Genomic DNA, 23,248 nt, shown 5'->3' with positions numbered 1-23,248 from the left:
TCCCCGATACCAGTTACATCCGAATTCCCTCTGATTTGTATACTCGCCCGGCCAGGTCCTGCATCCGCACCTTGCTCTGTTTGGCTTCTTCTGAGTTCGTGTCCATGCTAAGGTTGAGCCCATTTACAGCCGCAGTTGACCGACAAAATGAGCTATCAGGTACTCGCCCGAAAATGGCGCCCCCAGACATTTCAGGACATGGTTGGGCAGGAACATGTTCTGCAAGCCCTTGTGCATGCCCTTGAGCATAAGAGATTGCATCATGCGTACCTCTTTACCGGTACCCGAGGTGTTGGTAAAACCACCATCGGAAGACTGTTGGCTCGATGTCTGAACTGCGAAACCGGCATCACTTCTAAGCCGTGCGGGGTGTGCTCCAGCTGCGTCGAATTGCAGGAGGGGCGGTTTGTTGACCTGATTGAAATCGATGCCGCCTCCCGAACCGGTGTTGACGATATGCGGGAACTGACGGACAACGTCCAATACGCCCCGACCCGCGGACGCTTCAAGGTTTATCTGATTGATGAGGTCCATATGTTGACCAATCAATCGTTCAATGCTTTTTTGAAAACCCTTGAAGAACCGCCGGAACATGTGAAGTTCCTATTGGCGACTACGGACCCCCAAAAATTACCCGTCACGGTGCTTTCAAGGTGTCTGCAATTTAACCTGAAGCGCATGACGCCGGAACATATCGCGGGTCATTTGCGACATGTTCTTACTGAAGAAACCATCCCGTTTGAAGATCCAGCGCTGTGGCTGTTGGCCCGTGCCGCGGATGGCAGTATGCGGGATGCATTGAGTCTCACCGATCAGGCCATCGCTTTCGGTAATCAAAAGCTCTCCGCCAGCGATGTCAGTAGCATGCTGGGCACCATCGACCAGCGCGATATTGAGCAGTTGGTGACCGCACTTTCCAACAACGATGGCCCGGCCTTGCTCTCGGAGATTCGCCGAATTTCCGATTTCGCCCCGGATTACAGTGCTATTTTGGCCGATCTGTTGTCGCTGTTTCATCGGGTCACCATGGAGCAGGTGGTGCCGGGAAGCGCCGACAACGCCCTGGGCGATGTGGAACAGGTCCAGACTTTGGCGAAGCAGTTGAGCGCTGAAGATGCGCAATTGTTCTATCAGGCGGCTCTGATGGGGCGTAAAGATCTTGCGGTTACACCAGATGCCCGTATGGGGTTTGAAATGACACTGTTGCGAATGCTGGCGTTTCGGCCCGGAACTGACCGCAGGGAACCGCCAACGTCGTCGTCATCTCAGCCAGTGAATGCGGCTCCAAAAGAGGAACCCGACCCTTCGGCGCAATCTGCGCCAGCCGAGGTGGCAGAGTCTCACCCGGTGACTCAAACTCACACGCCAGAACCGTCTGCCGAGGCGGAGCAGCGACTCAGTGCCACGGAGACCGCTAAAGCGCCTGTGGCGCCGCCAGAAGCCGTTCAGAAGCCGCCCCTGCCTTGGGAAAATCAAGAGGGCGACACGGGTCAACAGGCCGAACTGGATGCCTACGCAGACAGTCTGGCTTCGCAGTCCGATGAGCTGGACGCCGGCGAGGGCTATGATCAGCCGGCGAGTCCATCGGTTCAATTGGCACCAGAGCCAGAGCCAGAGCCAGAGCCGGGACCAGAGCCAGTCGCAGCCTCAGGTTCGGCGCAGCCGTCGACGTCCGTCACTCACACCGTTCCGGAAGCAGACGCTGACGAAGCATTGACGGTCGAGACCAACGCCGGCGCGGGCGATGCCAGTGACTTCAACTGGCCACGAGATTTTCGCAGCCTTGAAATTGCCGGAATGCCCGGGAATTTAGCCAGTCATGCGGCTTTCCAGCGCGACGGTGATCTGATTACGCTGACCATTGATGAGGGGCATGCCCGATTGCTCACGGACCGGCATCAGACGCGAATCCTGGAGGCGCTGACGACTCGGTTTGGCGCGTCGGTGAAATTGAACGTCGTTGAAGGCGACGCGGGTGACCGGACGCCTGCGATCTGGGAGGAGCGTGCCAGGGTGGCGCGACAGCAGGCGGCAGAATACGCAATTCATAACGACCCGGCGGTTAAGTCCATTGTTGAACGATTTGAAGGCCGTGTAGTCGAAGACAGTATAAAGCCGGTTTGACTAAATGTTGGCTGCGATTAATAGAAAGGGTTGCGGTAGTGGGCCGCAGTGGCGGTTTTTTTAGCCCAACCGATATTTTGAACCATTGAATACCTTAAACCATCGACAACCAACATGAGGGAGAATAGCCATGAATGGTATGGGCGATTTAATGAAGAAGGCCCAGAAGATGCAAGAAGATATGCAAAAGGCGCAGGAGGAAATTGCGCGGGCCGAGGTAACAGGGGAGTCGGGTGCCGGTCTGGTCAAAGTGACCATGACGGGGCGCCATGACGTTCGTAAGGTAGACATTGATCCATCTCTGATGGGCGAAGACAAGGATATTCTGGAAGACCTTTTGGCTGCGGCAGTGAACGATGCTGTGCGCCGGGTCGAGGAAAATCAGAAAGAGAAAATGTCCGGTCTGACTTCGGGCATGGGGCTTCCTCCCGGGTTTAAAATGCCGTTTTAAAACAGTGTGATTGACTCAGCAATGATGTCCATTGTCACCCGGGTGTTTGGCGTAACAGGGGCGCTTGGCCCACTTGATTGAGGGAGTTGAATGGCGTTTAGTCCGTTAGTTGATGAGCTGGTTGAAGCGTTGAGATGTCTGCCTGGAGTGGGTCAAAAAACCGCACAGCGGATGGCCTTCCATCTCCTTGAACGGGGACGGTCCGGGGGCGAGCAACTGTCCGATGCCCTGGCTAAAGCCATGGTGGGCGTCAGACGCTGTGAGACCTGCCAGAACTTTTCTGATACGCCGACGTGTCGTCTCTGTGACAATCCGGAGCGCAACACTGGCACCGTTTGTGTGGTGGAAAGCCCATCGGATTTGTTGGCGATCGAGCAGGCTGGCGACTACCAGGGCAGTTATTTCGTTCTGATGGGGCATCTTTCACCCATTGACGGCGTGGGTCCTGCCGATATCGGCATCGACCTGCTATTGAAAAGAGTCCGGCAAGAGGGCGTCAGTGAGCTCATACTGGCGACCAACCCGACGGTCGAGGGCGAAGCCACCGCGCATTACATTGCTGACCGTCTCGACGGTACCGACGTCCTGATTACCCGCCTCGCTCACGGCATTCCCGTCGGTGGTGAACTAGGCTATGTCGATGGCTTTACGTTGACCCATGCGTTTCGTGGGCGAAAGCCGCTGGCCGACTAAACCAACCTGAGTATTATTTATGGTTTCTATTCCTGATCCGGCGCCAACCCACTGGGTTCGCACGCCTGCTGCATTAGACGAGTGGCTCCGGGCCGGCCATGACCAACCTCTGGCCCTCGATACAGAATTTGAGCGTATTTCGACGTTTTTTCCCATTCCGGGTCTGGTGCAGCTCGGGCTCGGCGATAGGTTTTGTCTGGTAGACCCCTCAGTGGCGGAACAGTCGGCTGAATTCAAATTGGCGTTGTCCGATCCGGACAAGCCCAAACTGCTTTATGCCATGAGCGAAGATCTGGAACTGTTCAGGCACTGGCTTGGCATTCACCTTGAGGGCGTGCTGGACCTCCAGATCGGAGCCGCTTTGGCCGGTGCCGGGTTCTCTGTGGGGTATGCCCGTCTGGTTGAAACACTGTTCGGACACGCCTTGGACAAGTCCGCCACGCGTTCCGATTGGTTGGCCCGTCCCCTGACACCGGAACAGGAACGTTATGCGCTGGATGATGTTCGTTTCCTGAAGCCACTGTACCACTGGATTATCGACAAACTGGCACTGCGCCAGCTGCAGTCGGCTCTCGCGGAAGAATCCTCGCGATTTGCGGAGGAACTAAACCGGCAATCCGATCCAGATCAGCACTACCAAAAATTACGGGGTGGCTGGCAGTTGAATGCCAGACAGCAGCGGCTGTTGCAAATCCTGACAGGCTGGCGAGAGGAGGAATGTCGTCGTCGTGACCGCCCACGCAATCGTGTGCTTGCAGACAGCGCCCTGATCGCGATTGCGGAGGGTACGCCGTCAAATACGGGCACGTTGGCGTCATTACGAGATGTGCCGCCGGTTGTTGTCAGGCGTTATGGGGATACCTTGATCGACCTGGTGCGGCAAGCCCCGAGTGACGTGCCTAACGATTTTACCGCGATTACCACACCGCTCACCCGGGACGAGCAGGGTACCTATAAGAAAATCAAACGAGTGCTGGCGGTTATTGCTGAACAACACGATGTCCCGATCGAGATCCTGGCTCCCAGACGTCGGCTGGAATCGCTGGTTAAAAGTCGCAGTGACATCAAGATGTTCAACCAAAGCTTACTTTTTGAGGGCTGGCGCGCGCCATTGACGGCGCCTGTCACCGATAACATAAAGGCAATACTTGCATCATGATTGAAAGACAGTTTGTTTCCGTTTATCGGAGCAGCAAAAGCAACGATACCTATGTGTACATCAAGCGAGGTAAGGCTTGGACCGAGCTCCCTGACACGCTCAAGCTGGCATTTGGTCAGCCAGTTCACACGATGGATCTTTTGCTGGACAGAGAGAGAAAGCTGTCACGTTCCACTGGTGAACAGGTACTGACGGCCATTGAGGATCAGGGATTTTTCCTGCAAATGCCCGAAAAACTCGAAAGTTATCTTGTGGAGTTCAAACAAAAGGTCAGGAAGCGCGAGCAATGATCGCAGCGATACCGTTCTGGCAACGCAAACGGCTGGACGAAATGACGCCCGCGGAATGGGAGTCGTTGTGCGATGGTTGCGGCAAATGTTGTCTGGCCAAGCTTGAGGATGAGGATACCGGTGATGTCTACTACACCGACCTGGTCTGTCGCTACATGGATCAAAATGCTTGTCAGTGCAGCGTTTACGAGACGCGGTTGGAGAAAGTGCCTCAATGTACAGTACTGACGGCCGACACCGTTGACGATTACCATTGGTTACCGCGCACCTGCGCCTATCGAACACTGGCCGAAGGACGGCCATTGGCCGATTGGCATCCATTGCGCTCAGGTGACCCCGACTCGGTGCATGAAGCGGGGATTTCAGTGCGTCATCGAGTGATATCGGAGGACAAGGTACCGGAGGAAGACTGGGAAGAGCATATTATTCACTGGGTACTTTAAGACAGTACATCGCGGATTGGCATGAAAGCACCGACTTTGCAGGCATTCAGCAGAGACGTTGGCCGTGAAGACGGTCACCTGGGAATGCTGTTTGTATCGGTCGCCGTCGCTTCCGTTTCGGAGCAGGCCCACGGCTTGGCAGATTGTCCTCAGGCCCTTCGAAGCTGAAGCGTCGGCTACGAAAGAGCCGTCGGCGGCAAAGGTTGAGGCTCCACTAAACATAGTCGGGCTTACCGGTAAAATGCGAACGATCTGTCAGAGGGTCTCACGAGGTCCTTTTTAGCCGATAAGTCCGGTAGATAGGTCCGGTAGATAGGTCACGTTCATAGCACGATCATAGATGCATAGCACGCTCATAGACAGGTGCGCCGCCTTGTAGGCAGTAAAATACGTTTTAATTAACCATACGGGATACAGATTATGGGTGCAGACGCCGAGCTAGCGTACGCTATTAGTTGGTCGCTCTATGCGGTCGCATTTGTCATTTTTTTCTACATGATCTCGAAGCTGTTTCGTTTCTTGCCAGTGTATGGTTTGAGAACGTTATTACAGGCCGCATTGGTGGTTATCTTTCTGACGCCTGTGGAGTCTTCAGAGGCCATTAACTGGTGGATTCCGGCTTGGTTGCACGCGGGTTATGAAGGCATCCTAGGCCAGGCCGATGAGGCTGCCCGCGCCTTCTTTAACCTTGGGCTTGCGGCCTTGGTAATGCTGTTGGTCTGGATTCTGGACCTGGTTCGTTATCGGATCAGCCGAAAGTAACGAAATCCTCTGAATAAGTGATCTGTAAACGACAATATACGGAAATCAGGTGGGGTTCGATGAGAGGTCTGGTTCAGGGTGTTGCTGTCACTTTTCTGTGTCTGTTAAGTGGGCATGGTTATGCCCAAACGTCGAAGGACATCCCTCCGCTTCCCGAAGATGCCGATATCCGGGTTATTGTCGATATTTCAGGCAGTATGAAAACCAACGACCCTGCCAATCTGCGCCAGCCAGCGGTAAGGCTTATAGCGCGTTTATTACCCGATGGCACGCGCTCAGGGGTCTGGACCTTTGGCGAATATGTCAACATGCTGGTGCCATTTGGCGAAGTGGACGCGTCCTGGCGTGAACTAGCCCTGACCCGCTCGAGTCAGATCAACTCGGTTGCATTGAGAACCAATTTGGGAAAAGCACTGGAAGTCGCAAGTGATGATTATTTCACCCGCGGTGACTTGTCCAATACTCAGTTTATTTTACTCACGGATGGGAAAGTCGATGTTTCCCCCAGCGACAGAACCAACGAAATCGAACGCCGGCGGGTGTTGGGCGATACGTTACGACGGTTGCGCGACAAGGGCGCTAAGGTCCATACGGTTGCCCTGTCCCGGGAAGCCGACCTGGATCTGCTCATGACTCTCGCCATTGAAACCAACGGCAGCCAGTCAATTGCAGAGTCCGCCGATGAGCTTAGCCGGGTTTTTATTTCAGCATTAAACGCCGCAGTTCCCCAAGAGCAGGTGCCCATCGAAAGCAATGGGTTTGAAGTAGACGGCGGGGTTGAAGAGTTTACTGCGCTGATCTTCACCGGTGATGTGGCCACTGCGAAAACACCCTCCGGAGTGCTGGCTCTTAAAACCCCCGGCGGTTCGCAAATGACGGCCACTCACAAGCCCGAAAATTTACGTTGGGTCGTTGAACCAGGCTATAACCTGATTACCGTCGAGAAGCCACAACCCGGGCGTTGGCAGATCGAGGGAACTCTGGGCGAGGGAAGTCGGGTTACTGTGGTGAGCGATCTAAGACTGGTGGTGGAGAAATTGCCTGCACGCTTCTACCAGGGTCAGGCCGTCAGTGTGAACGCGGCTTTTTATGAAGACACGTTACTGGTCAGCGATCCGGATTTTCTGAGTGTGCTGAATGTTAACCTTATGCTGACGGCCGACGATGGTCGCATGGGAAGCAAACAACTGTCGGCGGAGCAGCCACCTGCAGACGGGGTATATCGGGACGTGATTCAGCGCTTGAGTGTGCCGGGCGACTACCGCCTCGAACTGATAGCCGATGGCACCACGTTCTCCCGGAAATTTAGCCGCACAATCACGTTGCGCCCACCCGTGCAGGTCGTCGTCGATGCCGAAGGCTCACCAAGTGACACGCGTTACAGCGTTACCGTGAGGCCGGAGCACCCTGATTTGGATGTCGAACACTCCGAAGTGATCATGGCGGTCGCTTTTAATAACGGTGAGACGGTCGCGACGCGGCTTCCATTCTCCGTCCGTGATGGTGAATGGGCTGCCGTGATCACACCGGATCAGGGCAATGGGACTTACCGCGTTGGGGTAGCGTTTCAAGGCCGGACGACCGGCGGTGAAGCATTGGCCTACGCACCGGAATCGTTCAGCGCGAAATTCCCGAGAGAGCCCGGTGCCCAAAACACTAAAGTTCCACTGGCCTCAGCGCCTGAACCGGAAGTGTCGCCTCAATCGCAATCCCTGCCGGCAACAGAGCCAGAACCAGAAATGTCATCAGTGGATCTGGATGATACCGATGAATCCGCAGCGGGTATTCCGGAAGTCGGCCCCATCGATATAAGCCAGGTAGAAACCCCTCAGGCGTCAGCGCCACCAGCGTCAAATCCGGACACCCGGCCATTGGAAATGACCTGGTTGTGGCCTGTAGTCGCGGGTGGTACGACTCTTTTCGTTCTGGTTGGCGGTGGACTGTTCTGGTGGTGTCGCCGAAACGCCTCGCAACTGACGGAAGACCTGGACACCGTGCCTCCGCACATAAAAGACGTTGAAGAGCCGAGTGAATTGGGAGCGGAGCCATCGCCGCTTGAACCAGAACTCGTTGCCGTTGCCGATGCTGACGAGACAGCGCCCCTGCTGAACGACGGCGAAGCGGCTGGTTTGTCCAAGGAGCCTGAGGGCGCCAAGGGTGAGGAACCCGATAGTGGGGAGAATGTCAGTGAGGATGAAGATTTCGGCATGGAGGATTTCGATTTGTCAGACCTTGAGGCCTTGCCGGAAACAGAAGAAAACGAATCGGGAGGAGATGCCCATGATGAGGCCCTCGGCAAAGGCAAAGAGTAGCCTGCTAAGGTTTTCCCGGTTTCCATAACGCTTTATACTCGCCTCGTTGACCATGAGACACATTGAATAGGATTGAACAGCATGAAGTTTACCGGTACTGAAAATTATGTAGCGACAGACGATCTCCAAATGGCTGTGAATGCCGCTATCTCTCTACAGCGGCCATTGCTTATTAAAGGTGAGCCGGGCACCGGGAAAACTCTGCTGGCTGAAGAGATGGCCTCTTCGTTGGGTATGCGATTAATTCCGTGGCACATCAAGTCGACCACCAAAGCGCAGCAGGGACTCTACGAATACGACGCGGTTTCTCGCCTGCGTGACTCCCAACTGGGTGACGAAAAAGTCAAAGACATCAGCAATTACATCGTTCAGGGCAAGCTTTGGGAAGCGTTTGATTCCGAGGAACAGGTGGTGTTGCTGATTGATGAGATTGATAAGGCGGACATAGAGTTTCCGAACGATCTGTTGCTAGAGCTGGATCGCATGGAATTTTATGTTTATGAGACCAAGACGTTGGTTAAGGCCAAGCATAGGCCCATCATTGTTATTACCAGTAATAATGAAAAAGAATTGCCGGACGCCTTCCTGCGCCGCTGCTTTTTCCATTACATCAGTTTTCCGGATCACGACACCATGCAGAGCATTGTGGACGTCCACTTTCCGAATCTGCAGCAGGAAGTGGTGCGAGACGCACTGGAAGTGTTTTTTGATGTTCGTAAAGTCCCAGGCCTGAAAAAGAAGCCCTCAACATCCGAGCTGATTGACTGGCTCAAGCTGCTGATGGCGGATGAGTTGTCAGCCAAACTCCTGCAGGATCGTGATTTGAGCTCCGCCTTGCCACCGTTGTATGGAGCATTGGTGAAGAATGAACAAGACGTGCATCTGTTGCAAAAGCTCGCGTTTATGGCACGCCGCCGTAGCTAATTCACCCTGAACACAGGGGGCAGCAGCCTATGTTGATTGATTTTTTTATGGAAGTGCGCCGGGCCAAGGTGCCGGCCAGCCTGCGTGAGTTTCTCGACCTGCTCGAGGCGCTGAAAAACCGCATTGCGTTCGCCAACATGGAGGAGTTTTATTACCTCGCCAGGCTTTGCCTGGTAAAGGACGAACGCCATTACGACAAATTTGACCGGGCGTTTGATGCTTATTTCAAGGGTATTGAGAACCTTGATGAGCTCATGCAGGCACTGATTCCGGAAGACTGGTTGCGTGCCGAGTTCGAGAAGCAGTTGTCGGATGAAGAGAAGGCAAAGATAGAATCGCTGGGCGGTTTGGAAGAGCTGATTGAAGCCTTCAAGAAGCGCATGGAAGAGCAAAAAGAACGGCATGAAGGTGGTAACAAGTGGGTCGGCACAGGTGGGACATCGCCTTTTGGCGCTAACGGCTATAATCCGGAGGGATTTCGTATTGGTCAGAAGAACGGCCGCCATGGTCGTGCGGTCAAGGTCTGGGAAAAACGAGATTTTAAGGACCTGGATGACAGCATTACATTGGGCATTCGCAACATCAAAGTGGCGATGCGTCGCTTGCGGAAGTTTGCCCGCCAGGGCGCGGCAGACCAACTTGATCTGGATGACACCATCAGTTCGACCGCTCGCAATGCCGGCTACCTCGACTTAAAGATGGTGCCTGAGCGACACAATGCAGTGAAGGTACTGATCTTTTTTGACGTGGGTGGCTCCATGGACCCTCACGTCAAGGTGTGCGAGGAGCTGTTCTCGGCTGCAAGGGTCGAGTTCAAGCATATGGAGTATTTCTACTTTCACAATTTCATCTATGAAAGCGTCTGGAAAGACAATATCCGGCGGATGAACGAAACGACCAATACCTGGGACATTCTTCACAAATACAGCTCGGACTATAAGGTGATTTTTGTTGGCGACGCTACCATGGCGCCCTATGAAATCGCGCAGCCGGGCGGTTCAATCGAGCATTGGAATGAAGAGGCGGGCGCGACCTGGTTTCAACGGTTATCCGACCATTTTCGTAAGGTAGTCTGGCTCAATCCTTTGCCGGAGCAGTATTGGAATAATGGCGGATCACTGGGTATGACCCAGCAACTGGTCAACAACCACATGTATCCTCTCACCATTGAAGGTCTTGAATCTGCAATGAAACAGCTCAGTAAGTAAAGCCGAGAGGTATTACCGAGAGGGTAAAAAGTTCATCGCGGATGGGTGTGACAGCACGGACGCTGCCAATGGTTACCGAAAATCGCTGCTAGCCAGTGTCCCCGGCGCTTCATCTTAGGTGCAGGCCCCTGGACTGCCAGATTAACTCCAGGGGCCCTTCGAAGCTGAAGCGTCGGCTACGAAGGTCCGTCCGCCGGCAGAGGTTGGCGCTCCCGCAGAACGTTACCGACTTTCCGGGTAATGGATGAGGGAACAAAAAAAGCCGATGCAGTTGAGGTGCATCGGCAAAGCTCGGCATATCAAACGGAAACTCGTTGGGAAAACCCGCGAGTTAACGCCCTCTGGCCTAAGCAAGCACCAAGCCATATTAGCTATCTAGCTGATAGCTATAGGTATAATATTTTTCTTGAGCATTTTTAACGGCCTGTCGATTAAACACCCCCGCATCAATGTAAAACTTTCCGACAGATCACTTTTTCATTTGGTGATCTGGATACCGTTCTTGATTGAAACCCAATGTTACTCTTCCTGCACATTTGTTACTAAAGTTTGCGGGAGTTTTGCCTGCCATGTCCGATTTATCCCACCTGTTCCGTTTTTGGCTGGTCAAAAGTGCACTCATCCTATTGCTCTCGTCTTGTTCAGGGAGTTTGTGGGCGGAATCACTGGACCAGGAAATTGATACCCTGAAAGCGGATGTAGCGGCGCTGAACCAAACGCTTTTTGAGTTGGAGGAGGAAGTACTTCATCCCACGGATACCCAGGTAGCGGTTTACCTTTCGATGGCAGATCCCGAGGCATTGGTGCTCGAATCCGTAGAACTGGCCATCAATGGGCTGCCGGCAATTTTCTATCTGTACACAGACCCGGAACGGCAGGCGCTGGAGCAGGGCGGTGTTCAGCGACTGTATGTTGGCAATTTGCCGTTCGGGGAGCATCAACTTAACGCCACGCTGAATGGTCAAGCCGCCAACGATCACTATGTTCGTCGAGAAGCCGAGTTTACGATTCGCAAATCCCAAGGCAAAAAACAGGTTCAGTTGGTGCTTACAGCGCCAGCGCCAGAGTTCCAGCCGGAACTCTCGCTAAAGGAATGGCAGTAGTCTGTGATGGTGTGTTGCAACGTTTCGGCGTCGAAAATTCTAGTCTGCCTGTGGGCAATGCTTGCCACAGCTCCTGCGGCTCTGGGCGCTGCGCAGCCCGGTGACGAAAACCGTGTAGGGTTGGCGCAATTTTCTCTTGCGGCCGGAGCGCCCGCAAGGGCTCTCTTCTGGCTTGGCGACTCGACATCGGATAGAGCAAATCTTCTTAGGGCGAGGGCCGAATGGCAGGTGGGGCTCAGAGAAAACGCGTACAAAAGCCTCGACGCTGTTGCTACAGAGGGCAGCCATTATCGGGCAGAAGCTTATCTGGAGCTCGCGAAAATTTCCATTTGGAACGGCGAAAAGCGTGCGACGACTGATGAGGCAGTTTCCAAAGCCGTTAATGTGTCGAACGGAATGCTTCGGCAACAGGCCTTATTTTCCCTGGCTGAGCTTCGTCGGACAGCAGAGCAATTCGAGGCGGCCGGTCGTATTCTGGCAAAGATGGATCCAGGGTATTGGGCTGCCCTGGGCTACCTCAATCTTGCATCAGAATACAGTCGAATAGATCGCGATCCGGCCCGTGCGCTGGTGGCGTTGCGAGTTGCCGAAGCGATGATCGGTGCGGATGACGATCACGCGCGGGCGTCGGACCTAACGGCTCTGATCCGCCTGAAAGCAGGCGTTCTTTCCTATCAGCGTAGCGAATACGACAAGGCCATAGGGTTTCTCAAGACAATCAACCTCGACAGCTACCAGGCCCCACAAGCGTTGTATTTCCACGGTCTAGCGCTGGCCGGTCAGCAAAATTACCGGGCTGCGATGCAGTCGTGGCACCGGGCGAAAAAATACCCGCTGGCTTACCCCGGCGTTGTCGACGCCTGGCTTGGAATGGGGAGGGGGTACGATGAGTCTGGCTACCTGGGACAGGCAGGGGAAGCCTACCAGGCGGCCAATTCTGCGTTCGAGAGTGAGCGGGTTAGCCTCCGGTTACTGATTCGGAAAGTCGAGGCCAGCGGTGCCTACGACGCGCTGGTAAGAGCGGCCCGTCATGAAGATGTTGAATGGTTCCTGGCCGATAGCCGAACCTTGACACAACCACGAGTTGCCTACCTTTTACACTACATGGAGGGCGCTGACGCACAAGTCGCGGTCAACCGTGTAGCGGAGCTCGTGTCGCTCGATAGTGCCCTGGCTCACAAGGAGCAGGACCTGGCCGTTTACATCGCGATGTTAAGGCAGCGACAGGCCAAAATGACAGCCGGTGTCGGGACCTCGGGGCGAGCGTCAGTGGAAGCCGGTATAGCGCCACTGGCTCAACGTCTAAAAGTGCTGAAAGCGTCGGCTGCGGCGAATAGCGGTCAGACGGAGCAACTCACCCGGATTTATCAAAGCTTGCTGGACACGAAGCGGCGCGTGGGAGTTTTTGACCGGCTGGCCGCCAAGGCTCCGAAGCAGTTCGCCCAATTGCTGCGTAGGGCGGTGGCTGCGCAATCAGCGGTTAAAGACCAGCGCCAAGTCCTTTCAGAGCTGCAGGGCCGGGCTGAAACCATCTTGACCGAGGAGGTGATTGCGTTCCTGAAGCAGCAACATGAGCGTATCACTTTCGCTCTTGACCGTACCGAGCAGCAGATTGCCCATTTATACGAACATTTGGCGCTGACCGGGCTGAAGCGGGGTGAGCAAAAATGAAGGCAGACACGTTCCTCCGCTGGGTCCTGATCGGCACTCTGAGTACCCTAAGCGCAGACCTGTCGGCGCAGGAATCGTTCTCCGTCGATTTGGCGGACGATGGCAAGACGATTGGCGATATGCGCCCAGTATTCCTGCCCTACAGAGCCCAGGCGATGCCCGCCATCTCGCCACGGGAAGTGGCGCGTCGTTATCAGCGCCTATTTGACGAGTCTGGTGAGCCAAAAGTTCGAATTGACGCGCTGAATCGGTTGGCAAACTTGCACACGATTGCGGGGAGTGAACTCGATCTCAACGCTGAGCAGGAGCAGCGCTTATACCATGGTGCCATCGAAAGCTATGAAATGGTGGTCAGTAGTGGCTCGTTTCAGGGCCGGCTGGACGAACTGCTATATCAATACGCCAAAGCGTACGCGTTTGTGGGCCAGGGTACCGAATCGATTGAGCGTCTCAAGCAACTCGTCGGCCTCTATCCGAGATCGGAATTAGCGCCCGAGGCACGATTTCGAATCGCTGAATCGGCATTTGCCAATGGCCAGCACAGCGAAGCGGAAATGGGCTACCGCCAAGTACTCACTGGCGCGGCAGGTCAGGATCTGAAAAGCAAAGCGCGCTACATGCTGGGCTGGAGCCAATACAAGCAAGGGGCATTTGATTCGGCGGGAGAGAGTTTCATCATTACGCTGGACGATTACGCGGATCAGTCCGGTGGGTTTGCCATGGTCCCACCCGGATCGGTTGACGTTGTAGAGGACACCTTCCGCATTGTCGCCATTATGTCAGCTGAAACGGATGGAGCCGACGCTTTGAAGGCATTGCTGGAGCGGATTGGGCCACGGCCATACGACTATTTGCTTTATGATCGCCTGGCTGACCACTACGCAGCGCGGGGCCAATATGCCGACAGCGTGGCAGTGGCCAAGACGTTTTTGGATATGGCCCCCAATGACACAACTGCACCTGCGTTTCGAGCCCAAATAGTCGATGTCTGGGGCTTGGCCGGTTTGCCCGATAAGGCACGCAGGGCACGGGCGGAATATGTGGCTGCCTATGAAGCAGCCGCATCATTCCGAGCACTGGGGGCGGTGTACCAACAACGCTGGCTTGACTACGCGCAAGCGCTGGCCGACTACCATTATTACAGCGCGTCTAACAACGCCGCGTCTCAGTCCAAAGCATCATTTGCCCAGGCTGCAGGCTATTACGAGATGCTGGCGACCAGGCAGGCCGAGTATGGACCGACGCTGAGGCTAGCAGGCGATGCCTGGCTTCAGTCGGGTCGGGCGGATGCCGCCTTGATCGCCTTTGAAAAGGCCGGCTTCTCGGCTCCTGCTTTCGAACATTCAGCGGATGCTGCCTGGGCTGCGGTCAGTCTGCGTTTCAAGTTACTCAACCGGTCGGATGATACTGACCAATTGACCGCGTTGGCAGCCGTTGCCGATCGGTTTGCCTCAACCTATCCTGCCGACCCCAGAATACCTGCCATGCAAGTGGATATTGCGCACCGTATGTCCACGTCGGGTGGGTTGTCTGAAGCTGTTCGATTCGCCACCGCCGCGTTGGATCATCCGTCGCTGATCGCATCGGACGCATTCAGCGCATGGCTCGTATTGGGTGATATTCGTCAGAGAGAGAGTGCCTATCGCTCAGCGGAACAGGCATGGCGCAAAGCGCTTACCATTGGGTCAGACAGCGCGCTTGGCGTGTCGAACGCGGATGAGCTAGCAGGTATTCGAGCGCAACTGGCCACCAGCATATACCGGCAGGGAGAAAGCGCAGAACGCCGTGGCGTCATTGATCAGGCCGTTGCCCATTTCCAGCGTGTAGAGCTCGTGTCGCCGGCATCGGAGGTCGCGATAAAAGGTCGATACGACGCAGCAACCTTACTGCTGAAAGCCGGTCTTTGGCAGCGTGCGATCACCGAACTGCAAAGGTTCCGTGCCGATTATGGTGATCACTCATTGGCGGATGATATCCGTGAAAAACTGGTGCTGGCCTATGAATCGTCCGAGCAACCGTTGCGGGCTGCACACGAACTCACCGCGGTCGCACACCCGTCTTGGCCGGATCGGCTAAGGGCAGCAGAGTTGTATCACCAGGCGGGTGCTCTCGACGACAGAAATGTCCTGTATGTCGATTACTTGAGCGAGCGCGTCACAGTGACAAGTGCTGCAGAACATCTGGGCCAGCAACGTATGCGAAAGCGCTTGATAACAAGCGGGCACCAGGATGAGAACCTTCGTGAACAGATGATCGACCATGAGTTGGCCAGCGAGTGGCATTCGGAGGCGTCCTTGCAGTGGGCATCTGACGCTGCCCTGGATTTGGGTGAGCAATTGGTGACGGCGTTCCAAGCGATTGAACTGACATTGCCACTGTCTGCGTCGCTGGCCTCAAAACGGCAAACCCTGGACGCCGCTCGCGCACGGTACCGTCAGGCAGAGCAACTTGGTGGACGTGAGGTTCGCTCGGAATCGCTGTTTCAACGGGCTGAACTGTATCGGATTTTGGCTAGAGACATTGCGGCGTCAAGCCGACCGCACGGGCTAAATGAGCTTGAACTTGCCCAATACGCTCTGTTGCTCGATGAGCAGGCATACCCGTTCGAGGAAAAGTCAATTGAGCTTCATGCCGAAAATCACCAACAGATAGCTGACGGCGTTTACAACCGCTGGGTTGAGAAAAGTCTGGGTGTGTTGGGCCAGTTGTTTCCTGGCCGGTACGCACGAGACAGCCGCTGGATTGCATGGCAACAGGAGTCAAAGGATGACGCATGAAGACATGTCCGCTCGGATGAGCCATCGATTCCCTATGAAGAAATCGAAAGCCTGGGTGAGGATATTGGTCGGGTTGCTGGCTGGGTTACTTAATGGCTGCGCGCACTCGCCAATGGAAACATCGACGGCTAAAAAAGCAACCCCAGTGAACAATCATCGGGTTTATCAGGTGGCACCGTTTTCTGCGGACCACCAACAGGTGTTTGATGGGGCACTGGAAGCAAGCCAGCAATCAGCGTGGCCTGTTGCTGAACAAATGCTCAAAACGTTGGCTGTCGCGCGCCCGGATGTTGCGGCGGTAAAGGCCAAAATAGCCTGGGTGATTCAGCGTCAGGGAAGGCAGGACGAAGCGCGTCGGTGGTATCGAGAGGCATTAATATTAGATCCTTCAGACACCATGACAACGAACAATTTAGCGTTGATCCTCAAGGAATCGGGTGAGTTTCAGGCAGCCCGTGATTTGCTATTACAGGGTTTGGAGCACCATCGGGAGGTGCCCGAGTTGCATTACAATCTCGCCGTGCTATCCGAACTCTACCTGCTCGATCTGGCCGCCGCACTGAAGCACTACCAGGCGTATCAGGATGCCGTGCAGTCAGAGGATGGGCGGGTCAAAGGTTGGATTGCGGACCTAGAACGGAGGCTTAGGTAGCATGGGCCAACCACTGGGATTGTTCGCAGCCATTGTGTGCCTGATTTCCTGGCCGATGAGTGCGGCAACCGCCGAACGGGGGTTGTCTCCGGCGCCCGGGCCCGAGTCGGGCATCGCCCTAACGGTCGAAGGCATCGCCCGAGTTTCGGAGGATCGAGATCCCCGAGTGCTATACATCTTGCCATGGCAGCCACCGACGTTGCCCAAGCGGCCAAGAGTTGAGCTCGATTCCGATGCGCCGGCATTGATGGCGCCGGTCAATCCCGAAGTATTCGAACGCCATCGTTATTTTCGGCACACGCTGGACCCCAACTTGGGTTCAGCCCCGTCTTCCTATTAAATTACTGGAGTCTGTTCATGTCCGATACTGTTGTTCGTTTTTTCCAGGAAGGTGGTCCTTTCATGTACCCCATTGCCTTGGTGTTGATCATCGGTCTGGCGATCACGCTGGAGCGTTTTGTCTACCTGGGGGCGGTTCGCCGTAAGAATCGCCGTGCCTTTGAGCAAGGCATCCTGCCGTTGCTTCAAAAGCGCGACTACCAGCGGGCCATGCAAGCCACTAACGGGTCCAACAGTGCCATAGCGGCCATGATGGGGGCCGGGATCAGTCGGTTACTGAACAACAATCGCCGGGACGACATCGAGTATGCTATGGAAGAAGGCCTGATGGAGGTGCTGCCAAGACTGGAGAAACGGACTCAGTACCTTGCCACGCTGGCAAACATCTCTACCTTGCTGGGTCTTCTGGGTACCATCATAGGGCTGATTGCGGCCTTTACGGCGGTTGCCAGCGCCGACCCGTCACAAAAAGCCTCGTTGTTGTCTCAGAGCATTTCAGTCGCGATGAACACCACCGCCTTTGGATTGATGTCCGCAATCCCATTGCTAATGTTTCACGCCCTGTTACAGACCCGTACCAATGAGATCGTTGACAGTTTCGAAATGGCCGGTGTGAAGTTACTCAACATTATTTCAGACCAGAATGCCCAGCCAGTCGCCTGATACGGATCACTCTGAATGAGACGCAAACATCGCAAAATGCAGAGTAACCCTGAGCTGGACATTACGGCTTTCATGAACTTGATGATCGTATTGGTGCCGGTCTTGTTGCTGGGCATGGTGTTTAGTCAGGTACGTATGATCGATCTGAATTTTCCAGGCATGTCCGCAGGCGACCCTCCCAATGTCGATTCATTTCAACTTGCAGTCACCCTTGTCCCGGCCGGGCTGACGGTGACGGATGGAGAGCGTGGACTGATCCGGCAGTTGCCATTGAAGGATGGGAATCACAACCTCTCTGGTTTGCGTGACGTATTGATGACCATCAAGCAGCGGATGCCTGACAAAACCGATCTGGTGCTTGAAGTGGGCGGTGATGTTGATTATCAAACGCTGGTTGAGGTTATGGACACGGCCCGTTCGTACCGCACAGTTGTCGCTGCCAGCGTTATAGAAGCCGAGCTTTTCCCTGACGTGTCCCTGGCTAATGCGCCAGAAGAGGGGAAGGTACATGTCCAAGAACTCGGGAAGGTGCTATGAAAACCTCCCGTCGCGCCAGCAGGATGCAGCGTCATTACAGGCGAATGCACCGAGCGGGTGGTCTGAACCTGGTTTCACTGATGGACATTTTTACTATTCTGGTCTTCTTTTTGATGGTGAATTCGTCCGATGTGAAGGTTATGCAAAACACCGCGGATGTGCCACTGCCTGCCTCAACATCTAACAGGGCCGCCCCGGATACATTGATCGTGCAGGTCACAGCAACCCGGATTCTTGTTCAGGGCCGCGAAGTTGCGCGTCTGGATCAAATCCCGGCAGAGACCGTTGCCATAAAAGGTCTCTCGGAGGAGTTGGCCTACCTCAAACAGCGAAGGTATTCAATTCCGGATACTGGTCTGCAAGTGACGGTCATGGCTGGGCGCGACACTCACTATCGATTGTTACGGAAAATCATGCAGACCTGTGTTGATCAGGACTACCGCCAGGTCCATTTGGCCGTCGAACAGAGCCGGGAGGTTGGCCGTGGCTGATTGCAGCGATCGAAGTGGTGGATTGCCGTGGTCATCAGAGCCCGGTGAGCGGCTGCGGCTTGGACTGTCGCTGGGGTTGATGCTGGTGCTGTTTGTGCCGCTTGCCGTGGTTGTGACTCAAGCTCAGTTGCCTGAGCCTGACCGGGCTGCAAAGGAGCCGATACTGCCACAACTGGCGCGCTTCGTGAAGCGCAAGCCGCCACCAGAGGCGGTTAAACCGCAGGAACTGGTGCCAGTAGTGGAGGAAGCAATTCCGCCGACGCCTGATGTTGCCAAGCTGCAACCGAAACAAGAGTCGGTTTCCAGGCCGGTTCAAAAGCCAGTGCAGGAACCTGTTCTGGAGCCCAGGCAGACTGTTGAACAGGCCCGAGATGTCGCGGCGCGTTCAGGTTTGCTGGCCATGCAGGATCAACTGGCGGCGATGCGTGAGCCGGAGTCACCAACGGCACCGTCGGCCATGGCCGTCAATGTGCGTGATCAGGGCCGCCAACATTCCCCGGCGCCAGATCTCGCAAAGACATTGGCCGGCAGTGGCGGGGTGCAGGAACACAAGGGCCCTGTTCGGGAGGTTGCAGTGGCTGAACATGCGGTCAAGCAGGTTGCCGCGCCGGCAGACAAGAGCCCTGCGGCCCCGTCCGCCAAAGACAGCGTCAGCAGTCGATCCGAGCGGGCAATGAGCAACATCCGGCGAGTAATGGATAATCAGAAATCGGTTTTGTACGCTATCTATAATCGCGAGTTAAGGCAGGACCCGACGCTGGAGGGCACGGTACTTTTGGAATTGGTTATCGAGCCGGATGGGCGTGTTTCAGATTGCAAAGTGATCAGTTCTGAACTGAACAATCCGGCGCTTGAAGCGCGATTGGCTAATCGTATTCGATTATTCAATTTCGGAAAGGCTGACGTCGATAGTCGAACGCTGACCTTCCCACTCGATTTTTTACCTTCATAACCTTGGGAGGCCAGTGTGCCTGGTTGTTTCCCACGTCAGTCTTTGAGTGTGATTTTGGGTAGCAGGGGCCGGGGCAGCGACAATTTCTGTTTTGGTGCGATCACCTTGGCCTCGCCCACCACCACCAGTTCGCCATTCTGGTTTTTTACCTCGCAACCCACCTTAACCCGGTTTCTGGGCTCTTTCCCAACAATGGTCAGGAAGACAGTCAGGGTGTCGTCAAGCCTGACGGGTTTTGTGAATTTCAGGCTTTGCTCAAGATAAATGGTTCCCGGCCCCGGCATGACAGTGGCCAAAGCGGCAGAAATCAACGAGCCACTCCACATGCCGTGCGCGATACGGCCTTTGAAAAGGGAGTCGGCTGCAAGTTCCGGGTCAAGGTGAACCGGATTTACATCGCCCGATACAATGGCGAACAAAACCAGTTCATCTTCGGTTAATGTGCGGGTAAACGTTGCGGTATCGCCCTCGGTTAGCTCTTCGTAAGTGATGTTTTCGAGAAAATCCAGAGAGTCGTTCATTCAGGCCAATACTCCAGGCGTGGGCGCCTACATCATAGGATTGTCCTAAACTTATAGCCCGGGCAGGGGGATGTCTTCAAGCCATTGCGTCAGAAGTTGGTAGATGTGCTCTTTATTGAGTTCATTGAAGGGTTCGTGGCGAACACCCGGTAAGACATGAAGAGAAACATCGGAATGGCCGCTGTCACGATAAGCGCTTGCCAGTCGGCGAGCGCCTTTGCCAAAGTCACCCACCGGATCTTCATCACCGCTCACAATCAGCACTGGTAAGTTCTGCGGTATGGCCGATAGGGCGCTGGGGCGCTGCAGTTGCGAGAGCCCGATGCCGAGATCTCGCCATAGCTGCGTCGTGCAGTCAAAGCCACATAAGGGGTCGTTAATGTACGCTGCCACTGCCGAAGGATCACGGCTGATCCAGTCAAATTCGGTATGACGGTTTTTAACCGATTGGGCAAACGCGCCAAAGGTCAATTTGTGAATCAGTCGACTCGTCGCATGCGGGCCCTTGAGTAACCGTTGACTGCCGACCATCAGCCGCAAGGCTGCAAGTTTTATGGCCGGGTCCCGTCCGGAGCCTGACAGCACAAGACCGGCAAAGACGAGTGACTGTTCCGGGGCAAGTAGTGCGCCTTGCGCAATAAACGACCCCATGCTGTGACCGACTAAAAAATGGTTGAGGCGGGGGTATTGGCCGCGAAGAGTGTGCTGAACAGTGAGTACATCACGAGTGACTTTCTGCCAGCCGCCGTCGTCGGCGTAGTGGCCCAGTTCATGGGGCTTTGTATCGGGCCCGTGTCCACGATGGTTGTGTGCGAAGACCGCGTAACCCAACGCTGTCAAGGTGACTGCCAGGTCCTGGTAACGAGCAGCATGTTCGGCCATGCCGTGACAGATATGGATGCACGCTTTTGGGAATTCAGTGGGTAGCCACGCAAGGAGGGGAATCTGGTGGCCATCATCCGCGGCAATATAGGAAACGGTTGGCCCGGTGGCCAGTTGTAATGCTTGATGAGCTGCAGGCACGGGGGTCGCTTCTCGTTATTGTCGATTTAAGATTCAGATCATAAACCGGTCACTTTCCAGTGCAAGGCATCCTCCCTTGCGAAGACCTCCGAACAGTGGAAATGTGACGCCGCTCACGTGTTTTCTCCATATTCCGAAAAACATCCAGATCGGAAAAGTCCGTTCATAACAGCGCCTGGCGCTACCTCATTGCAGACAAAACTGCTATTCTCACGAATCTTTTTCGGGCTGATACCTTTGTCTGGTTGTTTTTTTAACCAGTTTTCTTGTAAGCCGGCTGGCTCGGTTCGCAAGAAACAGGTGTTTGCCGCTAACAACAGAAGCCAGGCGCGACAACCTAGGAAGGTGTTCGGGATCTGGCCAAAACCTGTCGAAGACTACAAGCACAAGCGACAAACAGGAGATGGTGTGATGGATTTAGCGCAGTTCTATAAGGATAAGTATCCTCCCGGCGTTCCCAGTCAAATTGAACTCAACAAATATAAAAGCATGGTTGATGTATTTGAGCAGGCCGTCAAAAAGTACGCAGATCGGCCTGCCTTCAGTGCAGTGGGCGTAACGCTGACGTATCGGGATATTGATGTCCAGAGTCGCAATTTTGCCGCCTGGTTACAGAATAAAACCAACCTGAAACCCGGCGACCGCATTGCTGTGCAAATGCCCAACCTCACCCAATACCCGGTTGTTGTATTCGGTGCTATGCGGGCAGGGTTGATTGTGGTCAATACCAATCCGCTGTACACCACCCGTGAAATGGAGCACCAGTTTAATGACTCCGGTGCCAAGGCCCTGGTGGTACTGGCCAATATGGCGCACAACGCTGAAAAAGTCCTGCCGCAAACAGGCATTGAACACGTTATCGTGACGGAGATTGCGGATATGCACTCTCCGCTAAAGCGAACGTTGATGAATGCGGTTGTCAAGCACGTGAAGAAAATGGTGCCGAGTTACAATCTACCGCAGGCTCACAAATTACCGGCCGTGTTGAGTGCCGGCAGCAAAGAAAAATACTCACCGGTCGAGTGCAAGCAAGACGATGTGGCCGTGCTGCAATACACCGGCGGCACTACAGGCGTTGCGAAAGGTGCGATGCTGACCCATGGCAATCTGGTCGCCAACCTGCTGCAAACGGGTCCGATGCTGGGCGACGTTATTAGTGAAGGTCGTGAAATCATCATTGCGCCATTACCGCTCTACCATATTTATTCCTTCACGCTGAATTGCGGAATTATGCTGGCGGCAGGTGCGCACAACGTACTGATACCGAATCCACGTGATATCCCCGGATTCGTCAAAGAGCTCAAGAATCACAAGTTCACCGGCTTTCTCGGGCTCAATACTTTATTTGTGGCGCTCTGCAACAACGAAGAATTCAAAACACTGGACTTCAGTGCCCTGAAGCTGACCTCGTCTGGTGGTATGGCGCTCACCAGTGATACGGCCAAGCTATGGCAGCGCGTTACCGGCTGCGAAATCAGCGAAGGTTATGGGATGACAGAAACGTCGCCTGTAGTGAGCATCAATCCGCCTTCGGCCATACAACTGGGCACGATCGGTTTACCGGTCTGCAATACGCAGATCAAGACCATCGATGATGACGGTAATGAAACACCATTGGGTGAACCCGGGGAATTGTGCGTCAAGGGCCCGCAGGTCATGCGAGGCTACTGGCAGCGTCCGGAAGAAACCCAGAAATCCTTTACCGAGGACGGCTATCTCAAGACCGGGGATGTTGCCTTGATTCAGGAAGACGGGTACGTTCGCATTGTGGACCGTAAGAAGGATATGATCATCGTGTCCGGGTTTAACGTCTTCCCCAATGAAATTGAAGATGTCGTGTCCAGCCATCCCAAGGTAATCGAATGCGCCGCGGTAGGCGTAGCCGATGAAAAAAGTGGGGAGGCGGTGAAAGTGTTTCTGGTGTCTACTTCGCCGGACCTCACCGAGGGAGAGCTTAAAGAGTTCTGTCGCGAACGTTTGACGGCCTATAAGGTGCCGAAAAAGTTCGAGTTCCGGGAAGAGTTGCCAAAAACCAACGTTGGTAAAATCTTGCGCCGCGAGCTGCGCGATGAAGACGCGAAAAAGACGTAATCGAGTCCCGATGTCAGCTTAAGCCGGCGTAGTTGTTGGCTTGAGTTGCAGGAATCGAAACA

At 54.7% G+C, this 23,248-nt stretch carries 24 protein-coding genes; 21 read left to right on the top strand and 3 right to left on the bottom strand.

What is annotated here, in order from left to right; genetic code table 11:
• Window positions 1-123: 123 nt before the first annotated feature.
• A complete protein-coding gene (locus GRX64_RS19630; RefSeq protein ID WP_235937696.1) occupies window positions 124-264 on the bottom strand; it encodes a hypothetical protein in 141 nt (46 codons plus the stop codon).
• Here GRX64_RS19630 and dnaX point away from each other — a divergent pair.
• From dnaX to GRX64_RS14245, 20 genes are all read left to right on the top strand, one after another.
• Window positions 199-2,124: a DNA polymerase III subunit gamma/tau gene (dnaX, locus tag GRX64_RS14340; protein ID WP_235937694.1), complete on the top strand. Its 1,926-nt coding sequence runs from the start codon at window positions 199-201 to the stop codon at window positions 2,122-2,124. The two genes, GRX64_RS19630 and dnaX, sit on opposite strands and share 66 nt — an antisense overlap.
• 130 nt (window positions 2,125-2,254) lie before the next feature.
• The gene (locus tag GRX64_RS14335; protein WP_166268421.1) at window positions 2,255-2,575 is read left to right on the top strand and encodes a YbaB/EbfC family nucleoid-associated protein; all 321 of its coding nucleotides are present in this window, start codon (window positions 2,255-2,257) and stop codon (window positions 2,573-2,575) included.
• Between the two features lie 90 nt (window positions 2,576-2,665).
• Complete coding sequence (gene recR, locus GRX64_RS14330; RefSeq protein ID WP_166268419.1) at window positions 2,666-3,268, top strand: recombination mediator RecR; 603 nt, start codon at window positions 2,666-2,668, stop codon at window positions 3,266-3,268.
• Between the two features lie 19 nt (window positions 3,269-3,287).
• Window positions 3,288-4,427 (top strand): ribonuclease D, encoded by a 1,140-nt coding sequence (locus GRX64_RS14325; RefSeq protein ID WP_166268417.1) that lies wholly within the window; start codon window positions 3,288-3,290, stop codon window positions 4,425-4,427.
• A complete protein-coding gene (locus GRX64_RS14320) occupies window positions 4,424-4,717 on the top strand; it encodes a YcgL domain-containing protein (RefSeq protein ID WP_166268415.1) in 294 nt (97 codons plus the stop codon). The genes GRX64_RS14325 and GRX64_RS14320 overlap by 4 nt, the downstream gene beginning before the upstream one ends.
• Entirely contained in the window at window positions 4,714-5,160 is a 447-nt protein-coding gene (locus GRX64_RS14315) for a YcgN family cysteine cluster protein (RefSeq protein ID WP_166268413.1), read from the top strand. The genes GRX64_RS14320 and GRX64_RS14315 overlap by 4 nt, the downstream gene beginning before the upstream one ends.
• A 21-nt stretch (window positions 5,161-5,181) precedes the next feature.
• A complete protein-coding gene (locus GRX64_RS14310) occupies window positions 5,182-5,328 on the top strand; it encodes a hypothetical protein (RefSeq protein ID WP_166268411.1) in 147 nt (48 codons plus the stop codon).
• Window positions 5,329-5,580: 252 nt separating this feature from the next.
• A complete protein-coding gene (locus GRX64_RS14305) occupies window positions 5,581-5,922 on the top strand; it encodes a hypothetical protein (protein ID WP_427901664.1) in 342 nt (113 codons plus the stop codon).
• Window positions 5,923-5,981: 59 nt separating this feature from the next.
• Window positions 5,982-8,234, top strand: coding sequence for a VWA domain-containing protein (locus GRX64_RS14300; RefSeq protein ID WP_166268409.1), 2,253 nt, complete (start codon window positions 5,982-5,984; stop codon window positions 8,232-8,234).
• An 81-nt stretch (window positions 8,235-8,315) separates the two neighbouring features.
• A complete protein-coding gene (locus tag GRX64_RS14295) occupies window positions 8,316-9,158 on the top strand; it encodes an AAA family ATPase (protein WP_166268408.1) in 843 nt (280 codons plus the stop codon).
• 29 nt (window positions 9,159-9,187) lie between these two features.
• Window positions 9,188-10,366 (top strand): vWA domain-containing protein, encoded by a 1,179-nt coding sequence (locus GRX64_RS14290; RefSeq protein WP_166268406.1) that lies wholly within the window; start codon window positions 9,188-9,190, stop codon window positions 10,364-10,366.
• 569 nt (window positions 10,367-10,935) lie between these two features.
• Window positions 10,936-11,469: an AraC family transcriptional regulator gene (locus tag GRX64_RS14285; RefSeq protein WP_235937691.1), complete on the top strand. Its 534-nt coding sequence runs from the start codon at window positions 10,936-10,938 to the stop codon at window positions 11,467-11,469.
• A 396-nt stretch (window positions 11,470-11,865) separates the two neighbouring features.
• A complete protein-coding gene (locus tag GRX64_RS14280) occupies window positions 11,866-13,140 on the top strand; it encodes a tetratricopeptide repeat protein (RefSeq protein ID WP_166268404.1) in 1,275 nt (424 codons plus the stop codon).
• Window positions 13,137-15,917, top strand: a complete 2,781-nt coding sequence (locus GRX64_RS14275) for a tol-pal system YbgF family protein (protein ID WP_166268402.1) — start codon at window positions 13,137-13,139, stop codon at window positions 15,915-15,917. The genes GRX64_RS14280 and GRX64_RS14275 overlap by 4 nt, the downstream gene beginning before the upstream one ends.
• Window positions 15,907-16,569, top strand: coding sequence for a tetratricopeptide repeat protein (locus GRX64_RS14270; protein ID WP_166268400.1), 663 nt, complete (start codon window positions 15,907-15,909; stop codon window positions 16,567-16,569). The genes GRX64_RS14275 and GRX64_RS14270 overlap by 11 nt, the downstream gene beginning before the upstream one ends.
• A 1-nt stretch (window position 16,570) precedes the next feature.
• Entirely contained in the window at window positions 16,571-16,909 is a 339-nt protein-coding gene (locus tag GRX64_RS14265) for a hypothetical protein (protein ID WP_166268399.1), read from the top strand.
• A 17-nt stretch (window positions 16,910-16,926) separates the two neighbouring features.
• Window positions 16,927-17,571 (top strand): MotA/TolQ/ExbB proton channel family protein, encoded by a 645-nt coding sequence (locus GRX64_RS14260; protein WP_166268397.1) that lies wholly within the window; start codon window positions 16,927-16,929, stop codon window positions 17,569-17,571.
• 15 nt (window positions 17,572-17,586) lie between these two features.
• Window positions 17,587-18,108 carry an ExbD/TolR family protein gene (locus tag GRX64_RS14255; RefSeq protein WP_166268395.1) on the top strand — a complete coding sequence of 174 codons (522 nt, stop codon included), beginning with the start codon at window positions 17,587-17,589 and terminating at the stop codon, window positions 18,106-18,108.
• The gene (locus GRX64_RS14250) at window positions 18,105-18,599 is read left to right on the top strand and encodes an ExbD/TolR family protein (protein WP_166268393.1); all 495 of its coding nucleotides are present in this window, start codon (window positions 18,105-18,107) and stop codon (window positions 18,597-18,599) included. The genes GRX64_RS14255 and GRX64_RS14250 overlap by 4 nt, the downstream gene beginning before the upstream one ends.
• Complete coding sequence (locus GRX64_RS14245; protein ID WP_235937690.1) at window positions 18,592-19,551, top strand: AgmX/PglI C-terminal domain-containing protein; 960 nt, start codon at window positions 18,592-18,594, stop codon at window positions 19,549-19,551. Before GRX64_RS14250 ends, GRX64_RS14245 begins: the two co-directional genes overlap by 8 nt.
• Before the next feature lie 35 nt (window positions 19,552-19,586).
• Here the strand turns inward: GRX64_RS14245 and GRX64_RS14240 are convergent, their stop codons facing one another.
• Window positions 19,587-20,072 (bottom strand): MaoC/PaaZ C-terminal domain-containing protein, encoded by a 486-nt coding sequence (locus tag GRX64_RS14240; RefSeq protein WP_166268391.1) that lies wholly within the window; start codon window positions 20,070-20,072, stop codon window positions 19,587-19,589.
• A gap of 51 nt (window positions 20,073-20,123) precedes the next feature.
• Window positions 20,124-21,095: an alpha/beta fold hydrolase gene (locus GRX64_RS14235; RefSeq protein ID WP_166268389.1), complete on the bottom strand. Its 972-nt coding sequence runs from the start codon at window positions 21,093-21,095 to the stop codon at window positions 20,124-20,126.
• 411 nt (window positions 21,096-21,506) lie between these two features.
• On the opposite strand from GRX64_RS14235, the gene GRX64_RS14230 reads away from it, so the two are divergent.
• Window positions 21,507-23,186, top strand: a complete 1,680-nt coding sequence (locus GRX64_RS14230; RefSeq protein WP_166268387.1) for an AMP-binding protein — start codon at window positions 21,507-21,509, stop codon at window positions 23,184-23,186.
• Window positions 23,187-23,248: the final 62 nt, after the last annotated feature.

Source organism: Marinobacter caseinilyticus, from assembly GCF_011074955.1.
Classification (GTDB): Bacteria; Pseudomonadota; Gammaproteobacteria; order Pseudomonadales; family Oleiphilaceae; genus Marinobacter; species Marinobacter caseinilyticus.
Note: the sequence above shows the minus strand (reverse complement) of the source record. Positions and strands in the feature narration are given on the sequence as shown.